27 protein-coding genes and 1 tRNA gene are annotated in these 22,731 nt (G+C 66.9%); 14 read left to right on the top strand and 14 right to left on the bottom strand.

From position 1 onward, the window contains the following. Positions 1-14: 14 nt before the first annotated feature. The 4 genes from FOZ70_RS18105 to FOZ70_RS18120 form a co-directional block, all read right to left on the bottom strand. Complete coding sequence (locus FOZ70_RS18105; protein ID WP_059486218.1) at positions 15-794, bottom strand: ABC transporter ATP-binding protein; 780 nt, start codon at positions 792-794, stop codon at positions 15-17. Between the two features lie 18 nt (positions 795-812). Continuing rightward, positions 813-1,526: an ABC transporter permease gene (locus FOZ70_RS18110; RefSeq protein ID WP_042974080.1), complete on the bottom strand. Its 714-nt coding sequence runs from the start codon at positions 1,524-1,526 to the stop codon at positions 813-815. After that, positions 1,523-2,212 carry a histidine ABC transporter permease HisQ gene (hisQ, locus tag FOZ70_RS18115; RefSeq protein ID WP_021158491.1) on the bottom strand — a complete coding sequence of 230 codons (690 nt, stop codon included), beginning with the start codon at positions 2,210-2,212 and terminating at the stop codon, positions 1,523-1,525. Before hisQ ends, FOZ70_RS18110 begins: the two co-directional genes overlap by 4 nt. A 241-nt stretch (positions 2,213-2,453) precedes the next feature. Beyond that, positions 2,454-3,236, bottom strand: coding sequence for an ABC transporter substrate-binding protein (locus tag FOZ70_RS18120; RefSeq protein ID WP_219706385.1), 783 nt, complete (start codon positions 3,234-3,236; stop codon positions 2,454-2,456). Positions 3,237-3,605: 369 nt separating this feature from the next. On the opposite strand from FOZ70_RS18120, the gene FOZ70_RS18125 reads away from it, so the two are divergent. Continuing rightward, positions 3,606-4,301, top strand: coding sequence for a pirin family protein (locus FOZ70_RS18125; protein WP_059816343.1), 696 nt, complete (start codon positions 3,606-3,608; stop codon positions 4,299-4,301). A gap of 73 nt (positions 4,302-4,374) precedes the next feature. Here the strand turns inward: FOZ70_RS18125 and FOZ70_RS18130 are convergent, their stop codons facing one another. Continuing rightward, positions 4,375-4,926 (bottom strand): periplasmic heavy metal sensor, encoded by a 552-nt coding sequence (locus FOZ70_RS18130; protein WP_027786763.1) that lies wholly within the window; start codon positions 4,924-4,926, stop codon positions 4,375-4,377. 224 nt (positions 4,927-5,150) lie between these two features. Here FOZ70_RS18130 and FOZ70_RS18135 point away from each other — a divergent pair, with 224 nt between their 5' ends. Together FOZ70_RS18135 and FOZ70_RS18140 are read left to right on the top strand one after the other, a co-directional pair. Beyond that, entirely contained in the window at positions 5,151-5,876 is a 726-nt protein-coding gene (locus tag FOZ70_RS18135) for a response regulator (protein WP_021158495.1), read from the top strand. Next, positions 5,860-7,176: an ATP-binding protein gene (locus tag FOZ70_RS18140; RefSeq protein WP_021158496.1), complete on the top strand. Its 1,317-nt coding sequence runs from the start codon at positions 5,860-5,862 to the stop codon at positions 7,174-7,176. The genes FOZ70_RS18135 and FOZ70_RS18140 overlap by 17 nt, the downstream gene beginning before the upstream one ends. A gap of 42 nt (positions 7,177-7,218) precedes the next feature. Here FOZ70_RS18140 and FOZ70_RS18145 read toward each other — a convergent pair whose 3' ends face one another. After that, positions 7,219-7,485, bottom strand: coding sequence for a hypothetical protein (locus FOZ70_RS18145; protein WP_027786765.1), 267 nt, complete (start codon positions 7,483-7,485; stop codon positions 7,219-7,221). A 510-nt stretch (positions 7,486-7,995) separates the two neighbouring features. Between FOZ70_RS18145 and FOZ70_RS18150 the strand changes: the two genes are divergently transcribed. From FOZ70_RS18150 to FOZ70_RS18170, 5 genes are all read left to right on the top strand, one after another. Then, positions 7,996-9,753: an ABC transporter permease subunit gene (locus FOZ70_RS18150; protein ID WP_069253714.1), complete on the top strand. Its 1,758-nt coding sequence runs from the start codon at positions 7,996-7,998 to the stop codon at positions 9,751-9,753. A gap of 22 nt (positions 9,754-9,775) precedes the next feature. Further along, positions 9,776-11,113 carry a nitrate/sulfonate/bicarbonate ABC transporter ATP-binding protein gene (locus FOZ70_RS18155; RefSeq protein ID WP_021158501.1) on the top strand — a complete coding sequence of 446 codons (1,338 nt, stop codon included), beginning with the start codon at positions 9,776-9,778 and terminating at the stop codon, positions 11,111-11,113. 145 nt (positions 11,114-11,258) lie between these two features. Beyond that, positions 11,259-11,834: a hypothetical protein gene (locus tag FOZ70_RS18160; protein ID WP_219706386.1), complete on the top strand. Its 576-nt coding sequence runs from the start codon at positions 11,259-11,261 to the stop codon at positions 11,832-11,834. Between the two features lie 64 nt (positions 11,835-11,898). Continuing rightward, positions 11,899-12,381, top strand: a complete 483-nt coding sequence (locus tag FOZ70_RS18165) for a tetratricopeptide repeat protein (protein ID WP_219706387.1) — start codon at positions 11,899-11,901, stop codon at positions 12,379-12,381. Between the two features lie 69 nt (positions 12,382-12,450). Continuing rightward, on the top strand, positions 12,451-13,137 hold the full coding sequence (locus tag FOZ70_RS18170) for a hypothetical protein (RefSeq protein ID WP_027786772.1): 687 nt from the start codon (positions 12,451-12,453) through the stop codon (positions 13,135-13,137). A 69-nt stretch (positions 13,138-13,206) separates the two neighbouring features. On the opposite strand, the gene FOZ70_RS18175 is transcribed toward FOZ70_RS18170, so the two are convergent. Both FOZ70_RS18175 and FOZ70_RS18180 read right to left on the bottom strand, forming a co-directional pair. Beyond that, positions 13,207-13,701, bottom strand: coding sequence for a hypothetical protein (locus FOZ70_RS18175; protein ID WP_021158515.1), 495 nt, complete (start codon positions 13,699-13,701; stop codon positions 13,207-13,209). Beyond that, a complete protein-coding gene (locus FOZ70_RS18180; RefSeq protein ID WP_027786774.1) occupies positions 13,698-14,249 on the bottom strand; it encodes a hypothetical protein in 552 nt (183 codons plus the stop codon). The genes FOZ70_RS18175 and FOZ70_RS18180 overlap by 4 nt, the downstream gene beginning before the upstream one ends. 288 nt (positions 14,250-14,537) lie before the next feature. On the opposite strand from FOZ70_RS18180, the gene FOZ70_RS18185 reads away from it, so the two are divergent. The 3 genes from FOZ70_RS18185 (at position 14,538) to FOZ70_RS18195 (ending at position 16,884) form a co-directional block, all read left to right on the top strand. Then, the gene (locus tag FOZ70_RS18185; protein ID WP_021158517.1) at positions 14,538-14,735 is read left to right on the top strand and encodes a hypothetical protein; all 198 of its coding nucleotides are present in this window, start codon (positions 14,538-14,540) and stop codon (positions 14,733-14,735) included. A 141-nt stretch (positions 14,736-14,876) separates the two neighbouring features. Further along, positions 14,877-16,298, top strand: coding sequence for an alpha,alpha-trehalose-phosphate synthase (UDP-forming) (gene otsA, locus FOZ70_RS18190; RefSeq protein WP_219706388.1), 1,422 nt, complete (start codon positions 14,877-14,879; stop codon positions 16,296-16,298). Then, the gene (locus FOZ70_RS18195; RefSeq protein ID WP_219706389.1) at positions 16,291-16,884 is read left to right on the top strand and encodes an AAA family ATPase; all 594 of its coding nucleotides are present in this window, start codon (positions 16,291-16,293) and stop codon (positions 16,882-16,884) included. Before otsA ends, FOZ70_RS18195 begins: the two co-directional genes overlap by 8 nt. A 24-nt stretch (positions 16,885-16,908) precedes the next feature. On the opposite strand, the gene FOZ70_RS18200 is transcribed toward FOZ70_RS18195, so the two are convergent. Both FOZ70_RS18200 and FOZ70_RS18205 read right to left on the bottom strand, forming a co-directional pair. Beyond that, the gene (locus FOZ70_RS18200; RefSeq protein ID WP_219706390.1) at positions 16,909-18,276 is read right to left on the bottom strand and encodes an MFS transporter; all 1,368 of its coding nucleotides are present in this window, start codon (positions 18,274-18,276) and stop codon (positions 16,909-16,911) included. A 159-nt stretch (positions 18,277-18,435) separates the two neighbouring features. Further along, positions 18,436-18,816 carry a DUF5594 family protein gene (locus FOZ70_RS18205; RefSeq protein ID WP_059816053.1) on the bottom strand — a complete coding sequence of 127 codons (381 nt, stop codon included), beginning with the start codon at positions 18,814-18,816 and terminating at the stop codon, positions 18,436-18,438. Positions 18,817-18,933: 117 nt separating this feature from the next. Between FOZ70_RS18205 and FOZ70_RS18210 the strand changes: the two genes are divergently transcribed. Then, a complete protein-coding gene (locus tag FOZ70_RS18210; RefSeq protein WP_021158522.1) occupies positions 18,934-19,335 on the top strand; it encodes a hypothetical protein in 402 nt (133 codons plus the stop codon). A gap of 206 nt (positions 19,336-19,541) precedes the next feature. On the opposite strand, the gene FOZ70_RS18215 is transcribed toward FOZ70_RS18210, so the two are convergent. Continuing rightward, positions 19,542-19,847 (bottom strand): hypothetical protein, encoded by a 306-nt coding sequence (locus FOZ70_RS18215; protein ID WP_021158523.1) that lies wholly within the window; start codon positions 19,845-19,847, stop codon positions 19,542-19,544. 143 nt (positions 19,848-19,990) lie between these two features. Here FOZ70_RS18215 and eco point away from each other — a divergent pair, with 143 nt between their 5' ends. After that, entirely contained in the window at positions 19,991-20,491 is a 501-nt protein-coding gene (gene eco, locus FOZ70_RS18220) for a serine protease inhibitor ecotin (RefSeq protein ID WP_021158524.1), read from the top strand. A gap of 35 nt (positions 20,492-20,526) precedes the next feature. On the opposite strand, the gene FOZ70_RS18225 is transcribed toward eco, so the two are convergent. Further along, a complete protein-coding gene (locus tag FOZ70_RS18225; RefSeq protein ID WP_021158525.1) occupies positions 20,527-21,141 on the bottom strand; it encodes a TetR/AcrR family transcriptional regulator in 615 nt (204 codons plus the stop codon). Positions 21,142-21,256: 115 nt separating this feature from the next. Here FOZ70_RS18225 and FOZ70_RS18230 point away from each other — a divergent pair, with 115 nt between their 5' ends. Continuing rightward, positions 21,257-21,997 carry an SDR family NAD(P)-dependent oxidoreductase gene (locus FOZ70_RS18230; RefSeq protein WP_219706391.1) on the top strand — a complete coding sequence of 247 codons (741 nt, stop codon included), beginning with the start codon at positions 21,257-21,259 and terminating at the stop codon, positions 21,995-21,997. 51 nt (positions 21,998-22,048) lie between these two features. Here FOZ70_RS18230 and FOZ70_RS18235 read toward each other — a convergent pair whose 3' ends face one another. Continuing rightward, positions 22,049-22,381 (bottom strand): hypothetical protein, encoded by a 333-nt coding sequence (locus FOZ70_RS18235; protein ID WP_021158527.1) that lies wholly within the window; start codon positions 22,379-22,381, stop codon positions 22,049-22,051. A 213-nt stretch (positions 22,382-22,594) separates the two neighbouring features. Next, a tRNA-Met gene (locus FOZ70_RS18240) sits at positions 22,595-22,671 on the bottom strand. Positions 22,672-22,731 lie beyond the last annotated feature (60 nt).

Consider the following 22,731-nt stretch of genomic DNA (forward strand, 5'->3'; position numbering starts at 1 on the left):
GCGTTTCGTGCGCGTTACTTGAGGCTGCCGGACAGGAACCCGCGCAGGCGTTCGCTCTTCGGGTTGGCAAACACCTCGGACGGCACGCCTTCTTCCTCGACGCGGCCCTGGTGCAGGAACATCACGTGGTTCGACACGTTGCGCGCGAAGCCCATCTCGTGCGTGACGACGATCATCGTGCGGCCTTCCTCGGCGAGCTTCTGCATCACCTTCAGCACTTCACCCACCAGTTCCGGGTCGAGCGCCGACGTCGGTTCGTCGAACAGCATCACGTCCGGATGCATCGCCAGCGCGCGCGCAATCGCGACACGCTGCTGCTGGCCGCCCGACAGGTGCGACGGATACTGCTTCTCGACGCGCGGCGCGAGGCCGACTTTCTCGAGATACGCGCGCGCACGCTCCTCGGCTTCCTTCTTCGGGATGCCGAGCACGTTCACGGGCGCTTCCATCACGTTCTCGATCACGTTCATGTGCGACCAGAGATTGAAGTGCTGGAACACCATCGACAGCTTGGTGCGCACGCGCTGCAGCTGCTTCGTATCGGCCGCGCGCAGCGCGCCCGACTTGTCGAGCGCGGTGCGCACTTCCTCGCCGTCGACGAAGATGCGGCCCGCATTCGGCTGCTCGAGGAAGTTGATGCAGCGGAGCATCGTGCTCTTGCCGGAGCCGGACGAGCCGATCACGCTGATCACGTCGCCCGAGTTCGCCTTCAGCGACACGCCCTTGAGCACCTCGTTGTCGCCGTACCGCTTGTGCAGATCGTCGACGAAAAGCTTCTGAGTCTGGGAATTCATCAATAGTCCTGCGAAAACTTACTTGCCTTGCGGGCGCAGATACGCGAGCCAGCGACGCTCGGCCTGGCGGAACAGCCACACGAGCGTGAACGAGATCGCGAGGTAGAGCAGGGCGGCGATGCCGAACGCATGGAACGACATGTAGGTCGCCGAGTTCACGTCGCGGGCGATCTTCAGGATGTCCGGCACGGTCGCGGTGAAGGCGACGGTGGTCGCGTGCAGCATCAGGATCACTTCGTTGCTGTACAGCGGCAGCGCGCGACGCAGTGCCGACGGCAGGATCACGCGGCGATACATCGTGAACGTGGACATCCCGTAGGCACGCGCGGCTTCGATCTCGCCGTACGACGTCGCCTTGATCGCGCCCGCGAAGATCTCGGTGGTGTACGCGCAGGTGTTCAGCGTGAACGCGAGCAGCGTGCAGTGCATCCCGTCGCGGAAGAACGCGTCGAGCATCGGCGTGCCGCGCACGGCCTGCAGGCTGTAGAGGCCCGTGTAGCAGAGCAGCAGCTGCACGTAGAGCGGCGTGCCGCGGAACACGTACGTATAGAGCCACACGGCGCCCGACAGCCACTTCTTCTTCGACACGCGCGCGACCGCGAGCGGCACCGACAGGCAGAAGCCGAGGCCGATCGACACGACCAGCAGCCACAGCGTGATCGCGACGCCGGTGATGCGGTAGCCGTCGGTGTAGAGGTAGTTGCGCCAGTATTCTTGGATGAGGTCGATCATAGGTCAGCCTTGCGGACGCCGGTCGAGTAGCGCTTTTCGAGCCACATCAGCACGAAGTTCGAGATCGTCGTGATCGCGAGGTAGACGGCACCCGCGATCAGCGTGAAGAAGAAGAACCGCAGCGTGCCCTTGCCGGCGTCCTGCGACGCCTTCACGACATCGGCCAGGCCGATGATCGACACGAGCGCGGTCGACTTCACGAGCACCTGCCAGTTGTTGCCGATGCCCGGCAGCGCGAAGCGCATCATCTGCGGGAACATGATCCGCGTGAACACCTGCCAGTTGGTCATCCCGTACGCGCTGCCGGCCTCGAGCTGGCCGCGCGGCACCGACAGGAACGCCCCGCGGAAGGTCTCGGTGAAGTACGCGCCGTAGATGAAGCCGAGCACGAGCACGCCGGCGAGGAACGGGTCGATGTCGATCTGGTCCCAGCCGAGCGCGTCGGTCGCCATGTTCAGCCAGATCTGCAGGCTGTAGAACAGCAGCAGCATCAGCACGAGGTCGGGCACGCCGCGGATCAGCGTGGTGTAGACGGTGCCGACGCCGTTCGTGAAGCGGTTGCGCGACAGCTTCGCGCCCGCGCCGAGCAGCCCCAGCAGAAACGACAGCGCGAGCGAAAGCACCGCCAGTTTGACGGTTTGCCAGGTGCCAGCGAGGATCAGCGGGCCGTAACCTTGTAGAAACATATGTGGTCCCTGGGGTGGTCCCTAGTGTGGTCCCGTAGGGCGCACGCGGTGCGCCGCGAAAGACGCGCCCGCCAAGCTGCGCGGAACGCCCCGTGCGTATCATGACCGTCCGCCCCGGCATCGGTGCCGGGCCAGCCCGTCGCGCGAGCGGCGGGCGAGGGGGCGGGCGGCGCGTGGTCGACTGCCTGTACTGCGCGGACACGGGGCCGCCCCCGCGTCCGTTGCCGCTTCTTTTCGACGCTCAGCGGGCCGAAGCCGAATAGACGCTGAACGCGAAATACTTGTGCGACAGCCGGTCGTACGTGCCGTCCTTGTGCATGTCGGCCAGCGCCTTGTTGATCTTGAGCTTCAGGTCCGTATCTTCCTTGCGCAGGCCGATCGCGGTGCCGTCGCCGATCGTCTTCGGATCCTTCACTTCCGGCCCGGCGAACGCGAAGCCCTTGCCGCGCGGCGTGCGCAGGAAGCCGTAGTCGGCTTGCAGCTCGTCCTGCAGCGTCGCGTCGAGGCGGCCCGAGCCGAGATCGGCATAGACCTGGTCCTGGTTCTGGTAAGGAATGATCGTCACGCCCTGCGGCTCCCAGTACGCCTTCGCGTAGGTTTCCTGCGTCGAGCCCTGCTCGACGCCCACGCGCTTGCCCTTCAGCGATGCGATCGTCGGCAGCAGCGGCGAACCGGCCTTCGCGATCATCCGCGCCGGCGCGTCGTATACCTTGTCGGAGAAGTCGATCTGTTCGTGGCGCTTGTCCGTGACGGTCAGCGACGACACGATGACGTCGTACTTCTTCGCCTTCAGCGCCGGGATGATCCCGTCGAGATCCTGCGCCACCCACACGCATTTCACGTTGATCCGCTTGCAGATTTCCTTGGTGAGATCGACGTCGAACCCGACGATCTCACCGCTCGGCGCGGTCGACTCGAACGGCGGGTAGCTGGCGTCGACGCCGATCCGCACGGTCTTCCACTCCTTCGCGAAGGCGCTGCCCGCCACGAGGGCGAGGGCGGCGCACAGGGCGGCCTTCTTCATTTCGATCCTTCTGTTGCTGACTTTCCGGGGGCGCTCGCGGCCGGTCGAACCGGGCGCCGCGGCGTATTCTAGACGGCCAAAATTCGCCGATCGGCGTTCTGGCGATGGCGGCCGCCGGAACGGCGAACGCCAAAAGGGCGGTATTTTACCCGAACGCGATACCCGGAAACCGGCAATCCGGGTCGACCGATCGATTCCTCGAGGCATTGATCCGGCTGTTGCGATAATCGTCGCATTCTCAGCGGGCATTGGGTCAATTGCATCCGCGGATGCAACGATGCAGTGCGCGAGCGGTGGATTGTGGCGCGATTGGCACACTCATACAGTGTCGGCATACCAGAACAACGCCTCTCACGGAGTGTCCGCCCCATGTTCCAGATCCGCCGCGCCGCCGATCGCGACCAGCGCAGCCATGGCTGGCACGAATTCCTTCACAGCTTTCCTTGCGCGTCCGGCCGGGGCGGGCCGCCGGTCTTCGGCGCGTTGCGCGAACTGAACGAGGAGTGCATCGCGCCGACCCGCGGCTACGGGATGCGGCCGTACCGGGACGCGGAAATCGTCACCTACGTGCTCGACGGCGCGCTCGCGCACCGCGACAGCCTCGGCAACGGGGCAATCGTGCGTGCGGGCGGCGTGCAGCGCATGAGTGCCGGCACCGGCGTCATGCTCAGCGAAGCCAACGCGTCGTGCGACCAGCCGTTGCGCCTGCTGCGGATCTGGCTCGCGCCGGCCGGGGCGGCCGGCCGGCCCGGCTACGCGCAGACGCGCTTTGCCGACGACGAGAAGCGCGGGCGGCTGCGGCTCGTCGCGGCGCCGGACGGTGGCGGCGGCGCACTGCCGTTGGATGCGGACGCACGCATCTTTGCGGGACTGATCGACGGCGACGAGGCGGCGGCGTTCGACCTGCGGGCCGGGCGCCGTGCTTATGTGCACGTGGTGCGCGGCGACGTCGCGGTGAACGGCCGCGCGCTGGCCGCGGGTGACGGCGCGCGGATCGGCGGCGTGGACGCGGTGGCGTTCGCACGCGGCCGGGCGGCCGAGGTGCTGCTGTTCGACGTCGCCTGAAACGCAAAAGGGGACGCAGGGCGGTGCCCGCGTCCCCTTCGAGGATGCCGCTCCGCGGAGCGGCCCTGCCGGCTTACTGCGCCGGTGCCGACGCGGCCTTGGCCGCGCGATGCTGCTGCCAGCGCTCCTTCATCTTCTCGTGGCGCTGTTCCATCTTCGCGAACTGCTGCTTGAGCGCCGTGCTGACCGTGGTCTTCTGCTGGTCGTTCAGGCCGTTGTAGAACGCGAGCCACGCGGCGGACGTCTGCTCGCGCAGTTGCGCGTTCTGCTGCTCGGCCTGCTGGCGCGCGGCGTGCATCGCGCTCAGGTCGAGGATCGGCTGGTTCTGCTGCGCCTTGAACTGTTCGCGCATCTGCTCGTGGCTCTTGCGCATCGCGTCATGGTTCTGCTTCATCGTGTTGACGGCGGCCTGCCACTGCTGTTCCTGCGATGCGTTGAGCTTCAGCTGGTCGTGCAGTTTCATGATCACGCCGAACGGGCCGCCGTCGTGCCCGCCGTGCATCTGGTGGGCGCCGGGGCCGCCCGGAGGCGGCATGTCGCCGGGTTGCGCGGCGTGCGCGGTGCCGAATGCGAGAGCGAGCACGGTGGCGGCCGCGATGGCCACGCGGGAAGTCTTCTTATACATTTCAGAAACTCCTTGTATCCAAAGGGTCCGGCGATGCGGTGCCGGGAAAGTCGGGTACCGCATCCGGTAAGACGCAGGTTAGCGATGCAGGCTCCGGCCGGTGTTACGTGGGGCGGCGGCCCGGTTACCGCGCATTACAGTTCCCTTGCGCGGTAACCCGCAGTAACCCTTTCGTCCCTTTGTTTCGTTCTTCGACTCCGCCCTCGCGCGGTAAACTTCGAGCCATGACTACCCAGATCCTCATCGTCGACGACGACCAAGAACTCCGAGACCTGCTGCGCGACTATCTCGTGCGCCAGGGGATGGAAGTGTCCGTGCTGCACGACGCGGCGACGCTCGAGAAACGCCTCGAGCGCGAGCGGCCCGACCTGATCGTGCTGGACCTGATGATGCCGGGCGTCGACGGCCTGACCGCGCTGCGCCAGTTGCGCGCGGCCGGCGACGACATCCCCGTGATCATGCTGACCGCACGGGCGGACGACGTCGACCGCATCGTCGGGCTCGAGCTCGGCGCGGACGATTACCTCGGCAAGCCGTTCAACCCGCGCGAGCTGCTCGCGCGCGTGCAGGCCGTGCTGCGCCGCCGCCGCGCGACGCCGTCGGCGGCGGCGCCCGAGCAGCGCGAGCCGTTCGGATTCGGCCGCTTCGTGCTCGACTTCCAGGCGCGTACGCTGTCGGTCGACGGCAAGCCGGCCACGCTGTCGAGCAGCGAATTCGCGCTGCTGAAGATCTTCGTGAACCATGCGCTGCGCACGCTCACGCGCGAGCGGCTGCTCGAGCTGCTGCACGGGCCCGAGTACGACGGCACCGACCGCGGCATCGACGTCCAGGTGTGGCGCCTGCGCCGCATTCTCGAAACGGATCCGTCGACGCCGCGCTTCATCCAGACGGTGCGCGGGCGCGGCTACGTGTTCGTGCCCGACGGCGAGGCCCATGCGCAAACCCATTGATTCACTGTTCGGGCGGCTGGCGCTGCTCGTCGTTGGTGTCCTGCTCCTGTCGCACTTCGCGTGGTTTTTCGCGATGCGGCTCGAGCGCAGCCAGATGCAGACGCGCTACGCGGTCGAAGAGGCCGCGTTCCTGGTCGACGCGGTACGCCAGCACGTCGAGCGTACGCCCGACCAGCCGTTGCCGTCGCGTGTGCGGCTCGTGGCGCCGGACAGCGCCGACGTGCCGAACGGCGATCCGTCGAACCTGCCGGCGGCGCTCCGGCGGTTCCGCGACGACGTGAGCGAGCGGATGCCGCCCGGCACGCGCGTCGAGGTTGGCGCACCCGGCCATCCGCCGGTGCTGTGGGTGAAGGAGCCGACCGACCGCAACTGGATCGTGGTGCCGGTGCAGCCGCTGCGGCCGCCGCGCTCGCTCGACCGGATGCTGCTGTGGCTCGGCACGATTTTCTCGGCCGGCGTGATTGCCGCGCTGTTCGCGGCCTGGCAGCTGCAGCAGCCGTTGCGTTCGCTTGCGCGCGCGGTCGCGCGCTTCGGCCGCGGCCAGCCGGTGCCGCCATTGCGCGAGCGCGGCCCGCGCGAGCTGCGCCAGCTTACGCACGGTTTCAACCAGATGGTGGAGCAGGTGTCGCAGGCCGAAAGCGACCGTGCGGTGATGCTGGCGGGCGTGGCGCACGACCTGCGCACGCCGCTTGCGCGAATGCGGCTGCGGGCGGAAATGATGGACGACGTCCGGCTGCGCGACGGCGTCGTGCGCGACGTCGATTCGATGTCGCACATCGTCGACCAGTTTCTGGTGTTTGCCCACGGCGGGTCCGATCGCAGCGAGCCGGTGCCGGTCGATCAGGCATGCGAGCGGATCGCACGCAGCTATCGCGCGGTCGCGCCGAACGCGCCGACGGTCCAGACCCGGCTCGACGCCGATCCGGGCTTCCGCCTGCCGACGGCGACGCTCGACCGGATCCTGTCGAACCTGCTGGACAACGCGCATGCGTACGGTGCGCCGCCCGTGCTCGTCGAGACGGCACGCACGCCGGCCGGTTATGTGCTGTCGGTCAGCGACAGCGGCGGCGGGATCGCCCCGCGCGATCTCGCGGCGGCGACACGGCCGTTCGTGCGGCTCGATCCCGCACGCGGCGGAAACGGCCACAGCGGGCTCGGGCTCGCGATCGTCGAGCGGCTCGTACTCAGGCTGGGCGGGGCGTGCGACATCGGCAACCGCCCCGAAGGCGGCCTGCGTGTCGCGATGACGTTCCCGTTCGAGGCCGTGCCGAAGGACGAACCCCACGCACAGGCCGCATGAGCGGCTGCGGCGCCGGCCCGGCCGGGCTGGCGCCGCGTGGCATCATTCGCCGAACAGCGTGCCGAGCGTCTCGGCCGCGTTGCTGTCGATGGTGTTGTAGGTCACGCTGGTGGCCTCGAAGATGTAGACGGTCGTATACCGGCCGAGGCGCTCCAGGATTTCTTCCTGCAGCGATTCAGGCACGACGTTCATGTTCAGGTACCATGCCGTCGACGACAGCCGCGTCTGGAACGATCCGTATTCCTGCATCAATTCGTAGAACGCGTCGGCATCCTGATCGCGGCAGACGATCACCAAGTTTCCTGCCATTCCCTTTCCTCCCGCTCGTCGATCGATCCCCAGGGCCTGCGGACACCGGGAACGCGCATGCGTTGCCATCGGTACGGCCGCAACCGACCCCCAGGGGCCAGCCCCGATCATACCCGCTTAGTCGTATCGGGCCGATGACGCCCGACATGGTTTGCGCGTGCGTGCGGCGGGCGGGTTCCCGGCCGGGCCGGATCACGGCATAATTCGGGCCTGCGTGCCGGCCGAAGGAGTGCGGCCGGGCTGCTTGTACCGCGCACCCGTCATTCGCCCGCGCGTCAGGCACGATCCGTGCGCCGCCTGCGCCGTTCCCGGACGGTTGTACCTGAAATACAGGTTGGTGTAGTGTCGTGCCGTCGCGGGCCGGCACGTCCGGCGCGCGGCAGCGCGTGCACGCACGGCGCACCGCGCTCGCGCGCGATCGTCAGTCAATCGAATTACCGCACCCGTGCGCTTTGCCATGAATCAACATCGACTGCCGGCTTCGTTCGGCCTTACCGGGGAGGGCGCCTGATGGACGTCGGATTCTTCAATCCGAACCGGACCGCCAACGCGTCCGCGTGGCGCGTTCTGCCGAACCGGTGGGATTTCATCGCGTTTCCGCTGATCATCTGCCTGATCGCGATGGCGGTCGTCGGTTTCCACGAAACGATGGCGCCGATCGGCACCCTGCAGACGCAGAAGATCTCGCTCGACCCGTCGAACCTGCCCGAATACGCGTTGCGCACCACGCTGCGGATGCTCGCCGCGATGGTCGCGTCGCTCGCGTTCACGCTCGTCTACGGCACGCTCGCGGCCAAGAGCCGCCGTGCCGGCATGGTGCTGATCCCGATCCTCGACATCCTGCAGTCGGTGCCGGTGCTCGGCTTCATCTCGTTCACCGTCACGTTCTTCCTCGCGCTGTTCCCGAGCCGCGTGCTCGGCGCCGAGCTCGCGGCGATCTTCGCGATCTTCACGAGCCAGGCGTGGAACATGACGTTCAGCTTCTACCAGTCGCTGCGCACGGTGCCGCGCGACCTCGACGAAGTGTCGCGAGGCTTCCACCTGACGTCCTGGCAGCGCTTCTGGAAGCTCGAAGTGCCGTTCTCGATGCCCGGCCTGATCTGGAACATGATGATGTCGATGTCGGGCGGCTGGTTCTTCGTCGTCGCGTCGGAGGCGATCACCGTCGGCAACCAGACCATCACGCTGCCGGGCATCGGCGCGTATCTCGCGCAGGCGATCTCGGACAAGAACTTCGGTGCGATCGGCTGGGTGATCCTCACGATGACCGTCGTGATCCTTGCGTACGACCAGTTCCTGTTCCGCCCGCTGATCGCGTGGGCCGACAAGTTCCGGATGGAGAACACCGCGTCGGGCGACGCGCCGCAATCCTGGCTGCTCGACCTCGTCCGCCGCACGCGCCTGATTCATCAGCTGCTCGTGCCGGCCGGCTGGTTCTTCGCGAAGGCCGCGCGGATTCCGCTGCGCCTGCCGCTGTCGGGCGCGATGCGCTTCACGCTGCCGAAAGTCGAGAAGAAGGCGTCGCGCACGGTCGACATCGCATGGGCCGCGCTCGTGCTGCTCGGCACGGCCTATATCGTGTGGCGCGTCGTCAGCTTCGTCGCGACCGGCGTGACGATGGCCGAGGTCGGCCACGTCCTCGTGCTCGGGCTCATCACGCTGCTGCGCGTGGTCGTGCTGATCTCGATCGCGTCGGTCATCTGGGTGCCGATCGGCGTGTGGATCGGGCTGCGCCCGCGGCTCGCCGAGAAGCTGCAGCCGCTCGCGCAGTTCCTTGCCGCGTTCCCGGCGAACCTGCTGTTCCCGGTGTTCGTGATCGTGATCGCGCGTTTCCACCTGAACGCCGATATCTGGCTGTCGCCGCTGATCGTGCTCGGCACGCAGTGGTATATCCTGTTCAACGTGATCGCCGGTGCGACGTCCTACCCGAACGACTATCGCGAAGCGGCGACGAACTTCCGCATCCGCGGCTGGCAGTGGTGGCGGCAGGCGATCCTGCCCGGCATCTTCCCGTACTACGTGACCGGCGCGATCACCGCATCGGGCGGCGCGTGGAACGCGAGCATCGTGTCGGAAGCCGTGCAGTGGGGCAATACCAGGATCGAGGCGCACGGCCTCGGTGCCTATATCGCGCAGACCACCGCCGCCGGCGATTTTCCGAAGATCATCCTGGGCATCGCCGTGATGTCCCTGTTCGTTACCCTGTTCAACCGCCTGCTGTGGCGTCCGCTGTATGCCTTCGCCGAAGCGAAGCTGCGGCTCGACTGAGACCGATTGAGAGCGAAACGCGATGCACAATCCGAATGCTGTAAACGCCCCCGTCCAGACGAACCAGCCGCCGCGCCTCGGTGAGGAAATCCTGCGCGTCGATCACGTCTGTCGCGGCTTCAACAAGACGCAGGGCGAACTGCTCGTGCTCGACGATGCGAACCTGTCGCTGCGCGAAGGCGAGATCGTCGGCCTGCTCGGCCGTTCCGGCTCGGGCAAATCGACGCTGCTGCGCATCATCGCCGGGCTGATCGAGCCGACCGGCGGCGAGGTGACCTACCTCGGCAAGCCGCTGCGCGGCCCGGCCGAAGGCGTCGCGATGGTGTTCCAGACCTTCGCGCTGTTCCCGTGGCTCACCGTGCTGCAGAACGTGGAAGCCGGGCTGGAAGCGCTCGGCGTCGGCGCGCGCGAGCGGCGCGAGCGTGCGCTCGCCGCGATCGACCTGATCGGCCTCGACGGCTTCGAGAACGCGTACCCGCGCGAGCTGTCGGGCGGCATGCGCCAGCGTGTGGGCTTTGCGCGCGCGCTCGTCGTCGATCCGACGATCCTGCTGATGGACGAGCCGTTCTCCGCGCTCGACGTGCTGACCGCCGAGACGCTGCGTACCGACCTGCTCGATCTGTGGACGCAAGGCCGCATGCCGATCAAGTCGGTGCTGATCGTTACGCACAACATCGAGGAAGCGGTGTTCATGTGCGACCGGATCCTGGTGCTGTCGTCGAACCCGGGCCGCGTGATCGCCGAGATCAAGGTGCCGTTCAAGCATCCGCGCAACCGGCTCGACCCGGCGTTCCGCAAGCTCGTCGACGACATCTACGCGAAGATGACCGCGCGGCAGACCGGCGAAGCGACGAAGAAGGGGCTCGAGCTCGGCAGCTGGCTGCCGCAGGTGTCGACCAACCTGATGGCCGGCCTGATCGAGACGCTCGCGATGGCGCCGTACCACGGTCGCGCCGACATGCCGGAAATCGCGCGTACGCTGCACCTCGAGGTCGACGACCTGTTCCCGATCGCCGAAGTGCTGCAATACCTCGGCTTCGCGGACGTGCGGGAAGGGGACGTGTTCCTGACGCCGCCGGGGCGCGTCTTCGCGGAATTCGGCACGCAGGAGCGCAAGCTGATGTTCGCGGATCACCTGCTGAAGCACGTGCCGCTGGCCGCGCGGATCAAGAAGGTGCTGAACGAGCGTCCCGGCCATCGCGCGCCGCGCGTGCGCTTCGAGCAGGAGCTGGAGGATTTCCTGTCGGACGGTGCCGCCGAGGAGACGCTCGACGCGGTGATCGACTGGGGGCGTTACGGCGAGATCTTCTCGTACAACGACCAGACGGAGATTTTCAGTCTCGAGGACGTCGAGTCCTGATGCTGGCGGGGCGACTCCTGCGTATCCCGCCGGAATCGCCCGGATGCCCCCAGCGGCTCGATGCTGCCGTCGCGGGCCAAGGGCCCGCGGCCCGACCCCGGCGTTCGCAACGGGCGCCCGGCCATGGATACCTGATTGTCTGATCGTGCGCCTGCCGGAAGCGCTGCGAATGGTGTTCGGCGACGATGCCGCGCCCGGTTTCACTCTTCGGCGACAACGCTTCGTTCACCTCGGACACCGTTCTCCACTTCACCACATGTCAGAGAGCCTCTATTCTGTCGCTGCTGGTATGCACGACCTGGTGGTCGTGACCGTCATCGATTCGCCGAGTCCGCACGTTTTTCGCGCAAAAATCGAGCAGATCTATTCCTGCGGGAAGGGCATCACGCCGGATCGTCTCGGAACGGAGTTCGAGTTTTACAGCGGGCCTGCGACGTGGGGGAACGTACCGCTCCAGATCGGGGAGCGGGCGTTGCTCTTCGTGCATCAGGTGTCCGGCGTGTTTAACGAATATCCATGGCGCGGCCACATGGTTCTGGAGGAAATTGACGGTGAATCGTACGCCCGATTACAGATTCCCGAGTTGTGGTCGAGGGACGATCTGCCGGAAGCCGTGAAAGCTGCGGCGGCTCCTCATCCAACCAGGCGAAACGCATCGATTGTCAGGTTCGGTGCGCTCGAGAACTACCTGGAAGGGCTCATCGAGAAAGCGGTTCGCTGAGCCGGGGCGGCTTCCGGACAGCGAAGCGGATAATGCGCGTGCGAAGTTTTTGGCGCTGAATTGAATGACCGATAAGAATCCCGATTTTTCACCGATGCGCATGCGGGCACGCGGATTCGTGTCGCAGGGGCGCATCGAGGATGCGCTCGGACTGTACGGCGACATCCTGAAGGTGGCGCCGGAAGACGCGGCGACGTATGCCGATCGCGGCACGACCTTCGCAATGGTCAAGAAGACAGCGCTCGCGCTGAACGATCTGAACCGGGCCATCGAGCTGGGCTACACGGATCCGTCGGCGTATTGCACGCTCGCGACGATTTACCTCGAAGGCGGCGCCTACCAGAAGTCGCTCGATTGCTTCGACGAGGCGCTGAAGCTCAATCCCGACCAGCCTTTCGTCTATTTCAATCGCGCCAGGGCATACCAGACGCTGGGTGATATCAGCGCGTCGATCGCCGATCTCGAGCGGTGCCTGACTTACGACCCGGACGATGCGCTGTCCGCGAAGATCAAGGAAAGGGTGGCGCAGCTTCGCGCGCGTCTGTAACGGCTGCCTCCGGATGTGAAGTGTGCGGTACCCGGCCCGGAAGAATCCGGGCGAATTGAGGGAGTAATGATGTTGAAGCGGGACAGCTTGCCGTATTCCGTGCTGCCTTCATCGTTGGCAGCATTGATCTCAGAGACTGATTTTCTGACGGCGTTCGAGAATGCGGAGTCGCAAACCGTCATCGTTTGGTATGTCGACGCGCGAATCGGTCGTCAGCATGAAATCGAGTTTTCCCCGAGGCTAGGGCGTCTACTGTCGCGCGGCGAGCGCGAAGCGCAATTTCCGCCGGAGCGTCAGATGGTGCTGCAAGACGGGATCCGCGTGCACGTAGGCAATAGGCTCGAGGCCGATACCGACGTTCGCTATGAAACCTATACCGCACACGATCCGGTGACGTCGTCGAAGCTTGCCGTCGGCGAACAGATGTTCTTTGTGCCGTTTCTGGACGAGCCCGAGCCGGTCGTTCGGCAGGCAATCGAACGAGCAAAGTTCCCGAATACGTATGCGGGATGGAGCGCAATCGAGCGCACTCGTTATTGGGTGGGCGTGCTGTATCGTGCGCGACGCCAGACGGGGGAGTCGGGTATCAACGAAGACGAAGCCTTTCGGCCCGCAGTGTTGAAGCACATGAGGGCGGTGGATCCTGATGTCGATGGCATGCTTGCGGCGGTGCTTGCCGAACTGAGTCGAATGGAAATGATCGCCCCGGATATCATGCGGGCTGCGTTCAATCGACGTACAGGCGCATCGATCTGATCGCCCGGACCACCAGTGTGTCCGATGAGCGACGCGCATTGATTGACCGACGCGCCGCACACCGCACCGCTACTGCAAATTCCCCCACCGATCGACGGCCGGCTCCGCCGACGCCCACTTCCAGTGCGTGCCTTGCTGGCACGCATTCGCGAAAAACCAGTCGGCCTTGTCGCCGTCCTTCACCGAGAACGCGAATTCCTTGCACAGCGCGAGCGCTGACGAGTACGCGCGCGTGACCCGCACTTCGCCTTCGCCGTTTTCGAGCGGCAGCGTGTTCTTCACCTTCCACGGCTTCACTTCGCCGACGGCGAGACTGCCGGCCGTCTTCGCGATTGCGTCCTGCTGATTCTGATGGAGCTGCTTCATCGTGCGGTTGACGGCTTCGTCGGTCGCGGCCTGCACGGCGATCCCGACGCCGACGCCGACCGCCGGGTTCGCGGTGACGAGGCCCGTCGCCGCACCGGCAAGCGCGCCGCTCGCCGCGCCGACCGACCCGCAGCCCGACAGCGTGGCCGCCGCCGCGCACAGCGCGCCGATGGCCGCGATACGGATCGCGACGCTCATTGCAGCGAGCCCCAGCGTTCGGTTGCCGGTTCCGCCGACGCCCATTTCCACACGGGGCCGTCGCGGCAGATCGTGGCGACGTAGAACGCCGATTGCGCTGCCTTGTCGGCTTTCGCGGGCGTGTCGACCGCGAACACGATTTCCTTGCAGTCGAGCGGGCCGATGCTGATCATCCGGCTGACCGTCACGCGGCCCTGTTCGTCGTCCTCGATCGGGAACGAGTGGTGCGTCGACCACGGCGCGACGCCGCCCACGTCGAGCGGGCCGGCCGCCTTCGCGATCTGTTCCTGTGTGTAACGGTGTGCGACGCGCTGCGAGTACTGGACGCCCGCACGCGCACCGGCGACGGCGCCGAGGCCGATGCCCGTCGCGACGGCGGCGTTGTTGGTGACCTTGGAGGCGATCGCGGCACCCGCGATACCGGCGCCGGCTGTCGCGCCCTCGCTGTACAGCGAGTTGCAGCCGGACAGCAGTGCGGCCGTGGCGATCGCGGCCAGCACGACGCGCGCCGGGATGGCCCGGCGCGGCGATTCGAAACGAATGTTCATCCCTGAGTGCAAGTCCTGTCTGGGTGAGCGGCAACGCGTGCGCGCCCTCATGCCGCGTCATTGTTTCGCAATTGTCATAGGAAAAATGCAAAGCTTTGACAAATCGCCGGACGGCATCCCGCGCGCGTACGCGCGGCGCTATTGTCGGACAGGTGGATCGGGAGGGGTCGAAACGTTACAAATTGAAGGTAATTGTTACTTTGGCGTGCAAGGAAGCGACCTAGACTTTTCAGTTATGGAATGTTTCTACGACGGCCTCGGGCCGCGCCGCACATGAGACACCCGGCCATGCGACGTTCGAAACGGTTTTCGCCCCGGCCGCCCGACGCAGGGGCGGATCGCCCGCATCCGCAGACCGACGCGCCATCGGCACCGCCTGCCGGTGCGCCCGGCGAGACGCCGTCCGACGGCGATCACAACCAGGGCGGTGCCCGCCCGGAAGGGCTCGACTATCAGCGGGATCTCGGTCAGGAGCAGGACGCCTGATGTCGTTGCCGTCGTATTCCGCCGCAGCCTTTCACACCTGCATTTCTCACGTCTGAATCGCCGCACGGCCGCCTTCGGGCCGCCGTGCCAGCCTTGGCGCGCGCCGCGCGCCAGCCCATCGAATCGAGGAGGGAAAGCCGCATGAGCAGATTGATCGTGGTATCGAACCGTGTCGCCGCCGGCGAGGACACGCGCCCGAGCGCCGGTGGCCTGGCAGTCGGCGTGATGGACGCGCTGAAGGAAACGGGCGGCGTCTGGTTCGGCTGGAACGGCGAGATCGTCGGTGCGCCGGATGCCGAGCCCGCGATCCAGCGAGACGGCAACGTGACCTATGCGACGGTCGGGCTGACCCGGCGCGACTACGACCAGTACTACCGCGGCTTCTCGAACGCGACGCTGTGGCCGGTGTTCCATTACCGCGGCGATCTCGCGCGCTTCGACCGCCAGGAGTACGCGGGCTATCTGCGCGTGAACGCGATGCTGGCGAAGCAGCTTGCCGCGCTGCTGCGCCCCGACGACCTGATCTGGGTGCACGACTATCACCTGCTGCCGTTCGCGCATTACCTGCGCGAGCTCGGCGTGAAGAACCCGATCGGCTTCTTCCTGCACATTCCGTTTCCGTCGCCCGACATGCTGCGTCTCGTGCCGCCGCACGAGGAACTCGTGAAGTTCATGTGCGCATACGACGTCGCGGGCTTCCAGACCGAGGCCGACAAGCAGGCGTTCACCGACTACATCGAGCGGCGCGGAATCGGCGCGGCGAGCGACGACGGGATGCTGCATGCGCACGGGCGTGTCGTGAAGGTCGCCGCCTATCCGATCGGCGTTTATCCCGACGCGATCGCGCAGGCGGCCGTCCAGTACGGCGCGCGCAAGCCGGTGAAGATGCTGCGCGAGGCGCTCGACGGCCGCAGGCTGGTGATGAGCGTCGACCGCCTCGATTACTCGAAGGGACTCGTCGAGCGCTTCCAGTCGTTCGAGCGGATGCTCGCGAATGCGCCCGGCTGGCAGGGGCGCGTGTCGCTGCTGCAGATCGCGCCGCCGACGCGTTCCGACGTGCAGACCTATCAGCACATTCGCGAAACGCTCGAAGGCGAGGCCGGCCGTATCAACGGCCGCTTCTCGCAGCTCGACTGGACGCCGATCCAGTACCTGAACCGCAAGTACGAGCGCAACCTGCTGATGGCGTTCTTCCGGATGTCGCAGGTCGGCTACGTGACGCCGTTGCGCGACGGGATGAACCTCGTCGCGAAGGAGTACGTGGCATCGCAGGATCCGGCCGATCCGGGCGTGCTCGTGCTGTCGGAGTTCGCGGGTGCGGCGGCCGAGCTGACTGGCGCGCTCCTCGTCAATCCGTACGACCTGTCGCAGATGGCCGAGGCGCTCGAGCGCGCGCTGTCGATGCCGCTCGCGGAGCGGCAGGCGCGCCACGAGGAGAACCTCGCGCGGCTGCGCGGAAACGACCTGTCGGTCTGGCGCGATACGTTCGTCGCCGACTTGCGCAGTGTCGCGGCCGCCGCGTCGGTCACGCGGCGCGCGGGCCGGCGGGTCGTGCATGCGTGAGGTCACGCAGGGGCCCGGCACCGCCGACGACACGAGCGACGACGCCACCCGCCGCTTTTTCGTCGTGACCGGTGGCCCGGGTTCGGGCAAGAGCACGCTGCTCGATGCGCTCGAGCGCGCCGGTTGCGCGCGCTCGCAGGAAGCCGGGCGGGGCGTGATCCGCGACCAGATGGCGATCGACGGTCACGCGTTGCCGTGGCGCGACCCGGCCGCGTTTGCCGAGCTGATGCTGAGCTGGGAGATGCGCTCGTACGATCTCGCGCGGCATGCGCGCGGGCCCGTGTTCTTCGATCGCGGCGTGCCGGACGTGATTGGCTATCTGCGGCTGACGGGGCTGGCCGTGCCCGCGCATGCGGAGGCCGCGGCCAACCATTTCCGCTATCACCCGCGCGTGTTCATCGCGCCGCCGTGGCCGGACATCTATGCGCAGGACACCGAGCGCCGGCAGGATTTCGCGGAAGCCGTGCGCACCTACGACGCGATGGTCGAGTGCTATACGTCGTATGGCTATCGGCTGATCGAACTGCCGCGCGAGAGCGTGCAGGCGCGCGTGCGTTTCGTGATGGACGCGCTCGACGCTGAATGACGCGCGGGGCGGCGCGCGACGGTATCAGGTTGCCGCGTCCGGTCGCGGCGACGCGATGCGCAGCATGCTGACGAGCGCGGCCACCGCCGCGAATGCCGCGGCGACATAGAGCGCGATCGTCGGCCCGCGATCGGGGACGAGCCCGAAAATCAATGCGACGAGCGCGGCGCCGAGCGTCTGACCGGTCAGCCGCGCGGTGCTCAGCATGCCGCCCGCGCCACCGCTGCGCTCGCGCGGCGCCGACGACAGCATCGCGCGGTTGTTCGGCGACTGGAACAACCCGAAGCCTGCACCGCACAGCGCCATCCGCCACACGATGTCGACGGTGCCCGGGTGCGCGCCGATCGTCGCGAGCGACAGCAGCCCGGCCGCGAACAGGGCGAGCCCGATTCCGCCGAGGATGCCCGCCGAATAACGATCCGACAGCACGCCCGCGAGCGGCGCGGCGAACACGATCACGAGCGGCCAAGGCGTCATGTAGAGGCCCGTCTCGACCTGCGAGAAGCCGAGCGAGTGCTGCAGCCAGAACGGCAGCGCGACGAACGCGAGCATCTGCGACGTGAACGACGCCATCGACGTATAGATCGACAGCGCGAACATCGGGATGCGCATCAGGTCGACGGGCAGCAGCGGCGCCGGCTGCGACAGCTGGCGCTTCACGAAGAAGTAGCCGACGACGAACGCGACGGCCAGTTCGGCCGCGACGTACGCATGGCCTTCGCCGTGGCCGAGCCCGTCGACCGCCGTGATCAGCAGACCGAACACGCACGCGTTCATCAGCGCGCTCGGGAAATCGTACGGCGCATCGTGCAGCGGGTTGGACGGCAGCGCGCGCAGGCTGCCGATCACCGCGGCGATGCCGATCGGCACGTTGACCGCAAAGAGCCACGGCCACGATGCGAACGACAGGATCGCGGACGCGACCGTCGGCCCGATCGCCGACGACAGCGCCACGACCATCGCGTTGATCGACAGCCCGCGCCCGAGCATCGGCGACGGGTAGATCATCCGCACGAGCGCCGCGTTGACGCTCATGATGCCGGCCGCGCCGAAACCCTGGATCACGCGCATCACGGCCAGCATCGGCAGCGAGCCGGCGAGCGCGCAGCCGAGCGACGCCGCGGTGAACAGCGCGAGCCCCGCGACGTAGATGCGGCGATAACCGATGCGCTCGCCGAGCGAGGCGAGCGGCAGCAGCGTGATCGTGACCGCGAGCTGGTATGCGTTGACGATCCAGATCGATGCGGCGTCGGACGCGTGCAGGTCGCGTGCGATCGTCGGCAGCGCGACGTTTGCGATGGCGCCGTCGAGCACGGCGAGCGTGATGCCCAGTGCGACGCAGACGATCGCCCAGTAGCGTTGCGGAAGCGGCAGGCCGGTATCGGCGTTCATGGCGGGAGCAGATGCGTGGTTGTCCGCGCGCCCGGCTGCCGGTTGCGTGCGCAACCATGCGGGAGGGTGGAGGCGGCGATGAGCGGCCCGGCCGGCGCAACTGCGCCGAGGCGTGGCCGGCCGAGTGTATCACCGGGCCGCATGGCGCGACGCCGGCACTCAGCCTTCGAAGTCGAGGCCGCCGAGCCGCACGAGCGGGTCGGCTTGCGTGCGCGACAGGAGATCGATGTCGCGCGCACCTTCCCATGCGCCCAGTTTTTTCGGGAGGGCAGCCAGGTAGTGCTCGAAGCGCCGCGGGCCGTCCGGTTCCATCAGCCGCTCGATTTCGTCGGTGTCCCAGGTCAGTTCGAGATTCAGCGGATGCTCGAAGCCGCTGACATGCTCGTGCGGCGCGCTGCGGATCTGCACGCGCGTCGGGTGCCCGTGGCCGCCATACGGGACGACGTCGGTCAGCACGTGATCGGCGAAGAAGGCGGCGATCGCCTGTGCGATGCGCGGGGCGAATTCTGTATCGAAACGGCGGGCGGTTTCGGGCTGCATGAAGGCGTCTCCTGTATGCCGAAAATCCTAGCATGGCGGCGCCGCATTTCGGTGTGCGTGACAGCGGTAATCGCGCGTTACCACTTGCTGCATCTATTACGGCCGCCTGCCGCCACAATGCATCGCATCCAGTACCACTTCGCGTGGGAGCCCATCATGAAAAAAATTGCCGCAGTGTGTGTCCTCGCCGGTTCGCTTGCCGTGGCGGGTCCGGCGTCCGCGCATGGCCGCGACGGCGGCGCCGTCATCGGCGCATTGATCGGCGGCGCGGTGCTGGGCGCGATCGTGACGTCCGCGATGAATCCGCCCGTCGCGTATCAGGCGCCCGTGTACCAGGCACCGGCCTATCAGCCGCCGACGTACTACCAGGCCCCCGCGTACCAGCAGCCTGCTTATCCGACCTACCAGCAGGCACAGTACCAGGACGACGGCCCGAACTATTGCTACGACCGCTACCAGCGTGCGTACGTGTGCGGCGCGCCGGTGCGGGGCGGCTACGCGCAGCCGGCCGGGTGGTAAGCGGGCGGATGCGTGACGCGTGAACGGCCGGTGCCGGGCGGCCTGCGCCGCCGCCGTTCGCTTCGCCGCACCGGACGACAAAAGGCCCTCGCTTCGTGCGAGGGCCTTTGTTTTTTGCGCGGGAGTCCGTTCGTCTGAGTAACACAAGACCGGCACGACCACCCATCGGCGGGCCGTGCGCGGATACAAACGGTTGCAATTGTGCGTCAGTGGCGATGGCCGCCGCCTCCGCCGCCATCGTTCCAGTCGCCGCGGCGTCCGCCGCCGTGCCCCCAGCCGTTACCGCGGTTGCCGCGATCGCCGTCCCAGCGATGGTAGTCGCGCCGGCCGCGATCCCAGTCGCGTCCGCCGCCACCGCCCCAGATGTTGACTGTGCCGTACACGGGGGACGGCGCGTATGCGTAGCCCGGATCGGAATAGTAGGGCTGGCCGTAGCCGTATCCGGCGTCCGGGGCGACGACGCAGCCGGCCAGCAAGGTCGCAACGCCGGCGGCAGCAATGAGCTTCAGCATGATGTTCTCCGTTGGTTCCCCTATAAGTACCGCGCAAGGGGATTGCCAGCTGTTTGCAATTGTGTCGTCAAATTACTGCGCCGTAAGGTGATGCGACGAAAGTGTTAGCATCCGGAGCTCATTTGTTTTTCAGGAGTACCTCGATGAAATTCGCGATCCGGGCCGCGCTGGCCGCCTTGTGCGTGACGACAGCCGCCGCCTGCGTGGCCGCGCCTGCATCGGCGCCCGCCGTGCCGGCCGAGTCGATCAAGATGTTTCCGCAGGCAGCGGCCGGCCAGCAGCGCGTCGTGATCGCGCTGCCCGCGCTCGAGAACGAAGGCGATGCGCGCGTCGAGCTGATGATCGGCAAGACGTTGCAGACCGACTGCAACCAGCAGTGGTTCGGCGGCGAGCTGACCGCCGAGGACGTGAAGGGCTGGGGTTATACGTACTACCAGCTCACCGACGTGAAGGGCCCGGCGTCGACGCTGATGGCGTGCCCGGGCCAGGCGCCGCAGCAGCGGTTCGTGCAGGTGCGCGGCGATGGCCAGCTGCTGCGCTACAACAGCCGCCTGCCGCTCGTCGTCTATGTGCCGGACGGTTTCGAGGTGCGTTATCGCGTGTGGCATGCGTCGAAGGACGTGCAGCACGCTGAAAGGCAGTAACGCGCGGGGCGGCCGTGTGCGGCGGCGTCCTGCCGCTACGCGCCGCCCATACCGACGAGCGCTGGCCACGCGGCCAGCGCAGCCATCGCGACGGCCTCGAGATCGCGACGGCTCGCACCATCGCGCGCCTGGATCGACATCCCCTGCTGGACGGTTACGTAGTACCGCGCGATCGCGTCGAGGTTCGCGTGCGCCGAGATCTCGCCGGTCGCGACACCTTGCCTGAGGCGCTCGCGCAGGCTCTCGACCGTACCCTCGCGCATCGCGATCAGCGTTTGCCGAACCGTATCCGAGCGCTCGGCCGGATGCAGCGCCGACAGCACGACCAGGCAGCCAGCCGGCTTCGATCGCCGCGTGAACACGCGTGCGGTATCCATCAGGTAGTTCCGCACGGCGTCGTGTGCGCTGCCGGCCTCCTCGACGCCCCCCCAGATTTCTTTTCCCTCCGTTGCGCGGTAGTGCTCGAGCGCCTGCCGGAACAATGCTTCCTTGCTGCCGAACGCCGCATACAGGCTCGGCGATGCGATGCCCATCGCGGCCGTCAGGTCGGTCATCGACGCGCCCTCGTAGCCGAGGCGCCAGAACACCTCCATCGCGCGTTCCAGCGCCGCTTCCTTGTCGAAGCTCCTCGGTCGGCCCCGTTCAGCCATTGCGTCCGTTCCTTCGTCGATATCTGTATCGATCGATAAAATAAATCAATTGACTGTGTCGCGCAACTTGCCACATTCTGTGCTGGTCGTTACATAAATGAGGAAAGGAACCGACATGAATCGACTTCAGGGCAAGCGTGCACTCATCACGGGCGGCAGCCGCGGCATCGGTGCGGCGATCGCGAAACGGCTGGCGGCCGACGGCGCGGACATCGCGATTACCTATGAGAAATCGGCCGATCGGGCGCAGGCCGTCGTTGCCGGCATCGAGGCGCTGGGCCGGCGCGCCGTCGCGATCCAGGCCGACAGCGCCGATCCGGTGGCCGTGCGCGACGCAGTGGATCGTGCCGCGGAGGCGTTCGGCGGTCTCGACATCCTCGTCAACAACGCGGGGATTTTCCGGGCCGGCGGGCTGGACGATCTCACGCTCGACGATATCGACGCGACGCTGAACGTGAACGTGCGCGCGGCGATCGTCGCGTCGCAGGCGGCGGCGCGGCATCTCGGCGAGGGCGGGCGCATCGTGTCGACCGGCAGTTGCCTCGCCACGCGCGTGCCCGATGCGGGGATGAGCCTCTATGCGGCGAGCAAGGCCGCGCTGATCGGCTGGACTCAGGGGCTCGCGCGCGATCTGGGTCCGCGCGGCATCACGGTCAATATCGTGCATCCGGGGTCGACGGATACCGACATGAATCCGGCCGACGGCGAACACGCCGGCGCGCAGCGTTCGCGGATGGCGATCCCGCAGTACGGCAAGGCCGACGACGTCGCGGCGCTCGTCGCATTCGTCGTCGGGCCGGAAGGGCGGTCGATCAACGGGACGGGGTTGACGATCGACGGCGGCGCGAACGCGTGATCGCGTGATGGCGGACGCCCGGTGTGAGTGGACCGGGCGGCGTGGCGTTCGTTATCGGCAGCCGAGCCGTTGATGCTCGGCTTCGAGATCGGCGCGCTTGTCGTAAGCGCGCAGTTCGTTGCGCGGCTTGCCGTCCGGGCCCATCCCGCGCACGACCTTCTGGCCGCGGTCGGGGGTGTGCGTCACGGCGTCGATGCCGGCGGATAGTTCACGGCACCGTGAGTCGGGGGAGGGGTTATCCGGGCGCGGTGCCGCTGCGTTCGCGATGTTGGCGATGCCGGGGCTGACATAGCGCTGCTTCGCGGGCGCGGTGACGGTGTCGGCGGCGTTCGCCGTGCCGGTAATCGCGGAAAGCGCGGCGAGTGCCGCGATCGTTCGAATCATTGCGGAAGTCCGGATGCTGAAGAAGGTTCGGAATTCTACGCAATGTCTGGTGCGGAGCCGTGGCGATCGGGCCGGATGCGATCGTGTGTCGCAGGCGGTGCCGGCGGCTGCGTGTTCCGCGATTTGTCTGCGATGCCTGCCAGGCGGTGCACACGCAGCAGTGCATGCGGAAAACAAAAAGCCCGCTTGCTTTCGCAAAGCGGGCTTCGGTATTGGTTGCGGGGGTAGGATTTGAACCTACGACCTTCGGGTTATGAGCCCGACGAGCTGCCAGACTGCTCCACCCCGCGGCGCGAAGTGTACTTGGGTGAGGGCGGGGAGTCAACCGATTCGTAACTTGTGCTGCGCGC

The organism is Burkholderia sp. COPS, from assembly GCF_019425585.1.
In the GTDB taxonomy this organism is placed as follows: domain Bacteria; phylum Pseudomonadota; class Gammaproteobacteria; order Burkholderiales; family Burkholderiaceae; genus Burkholderia; species Burkholderia cepacia.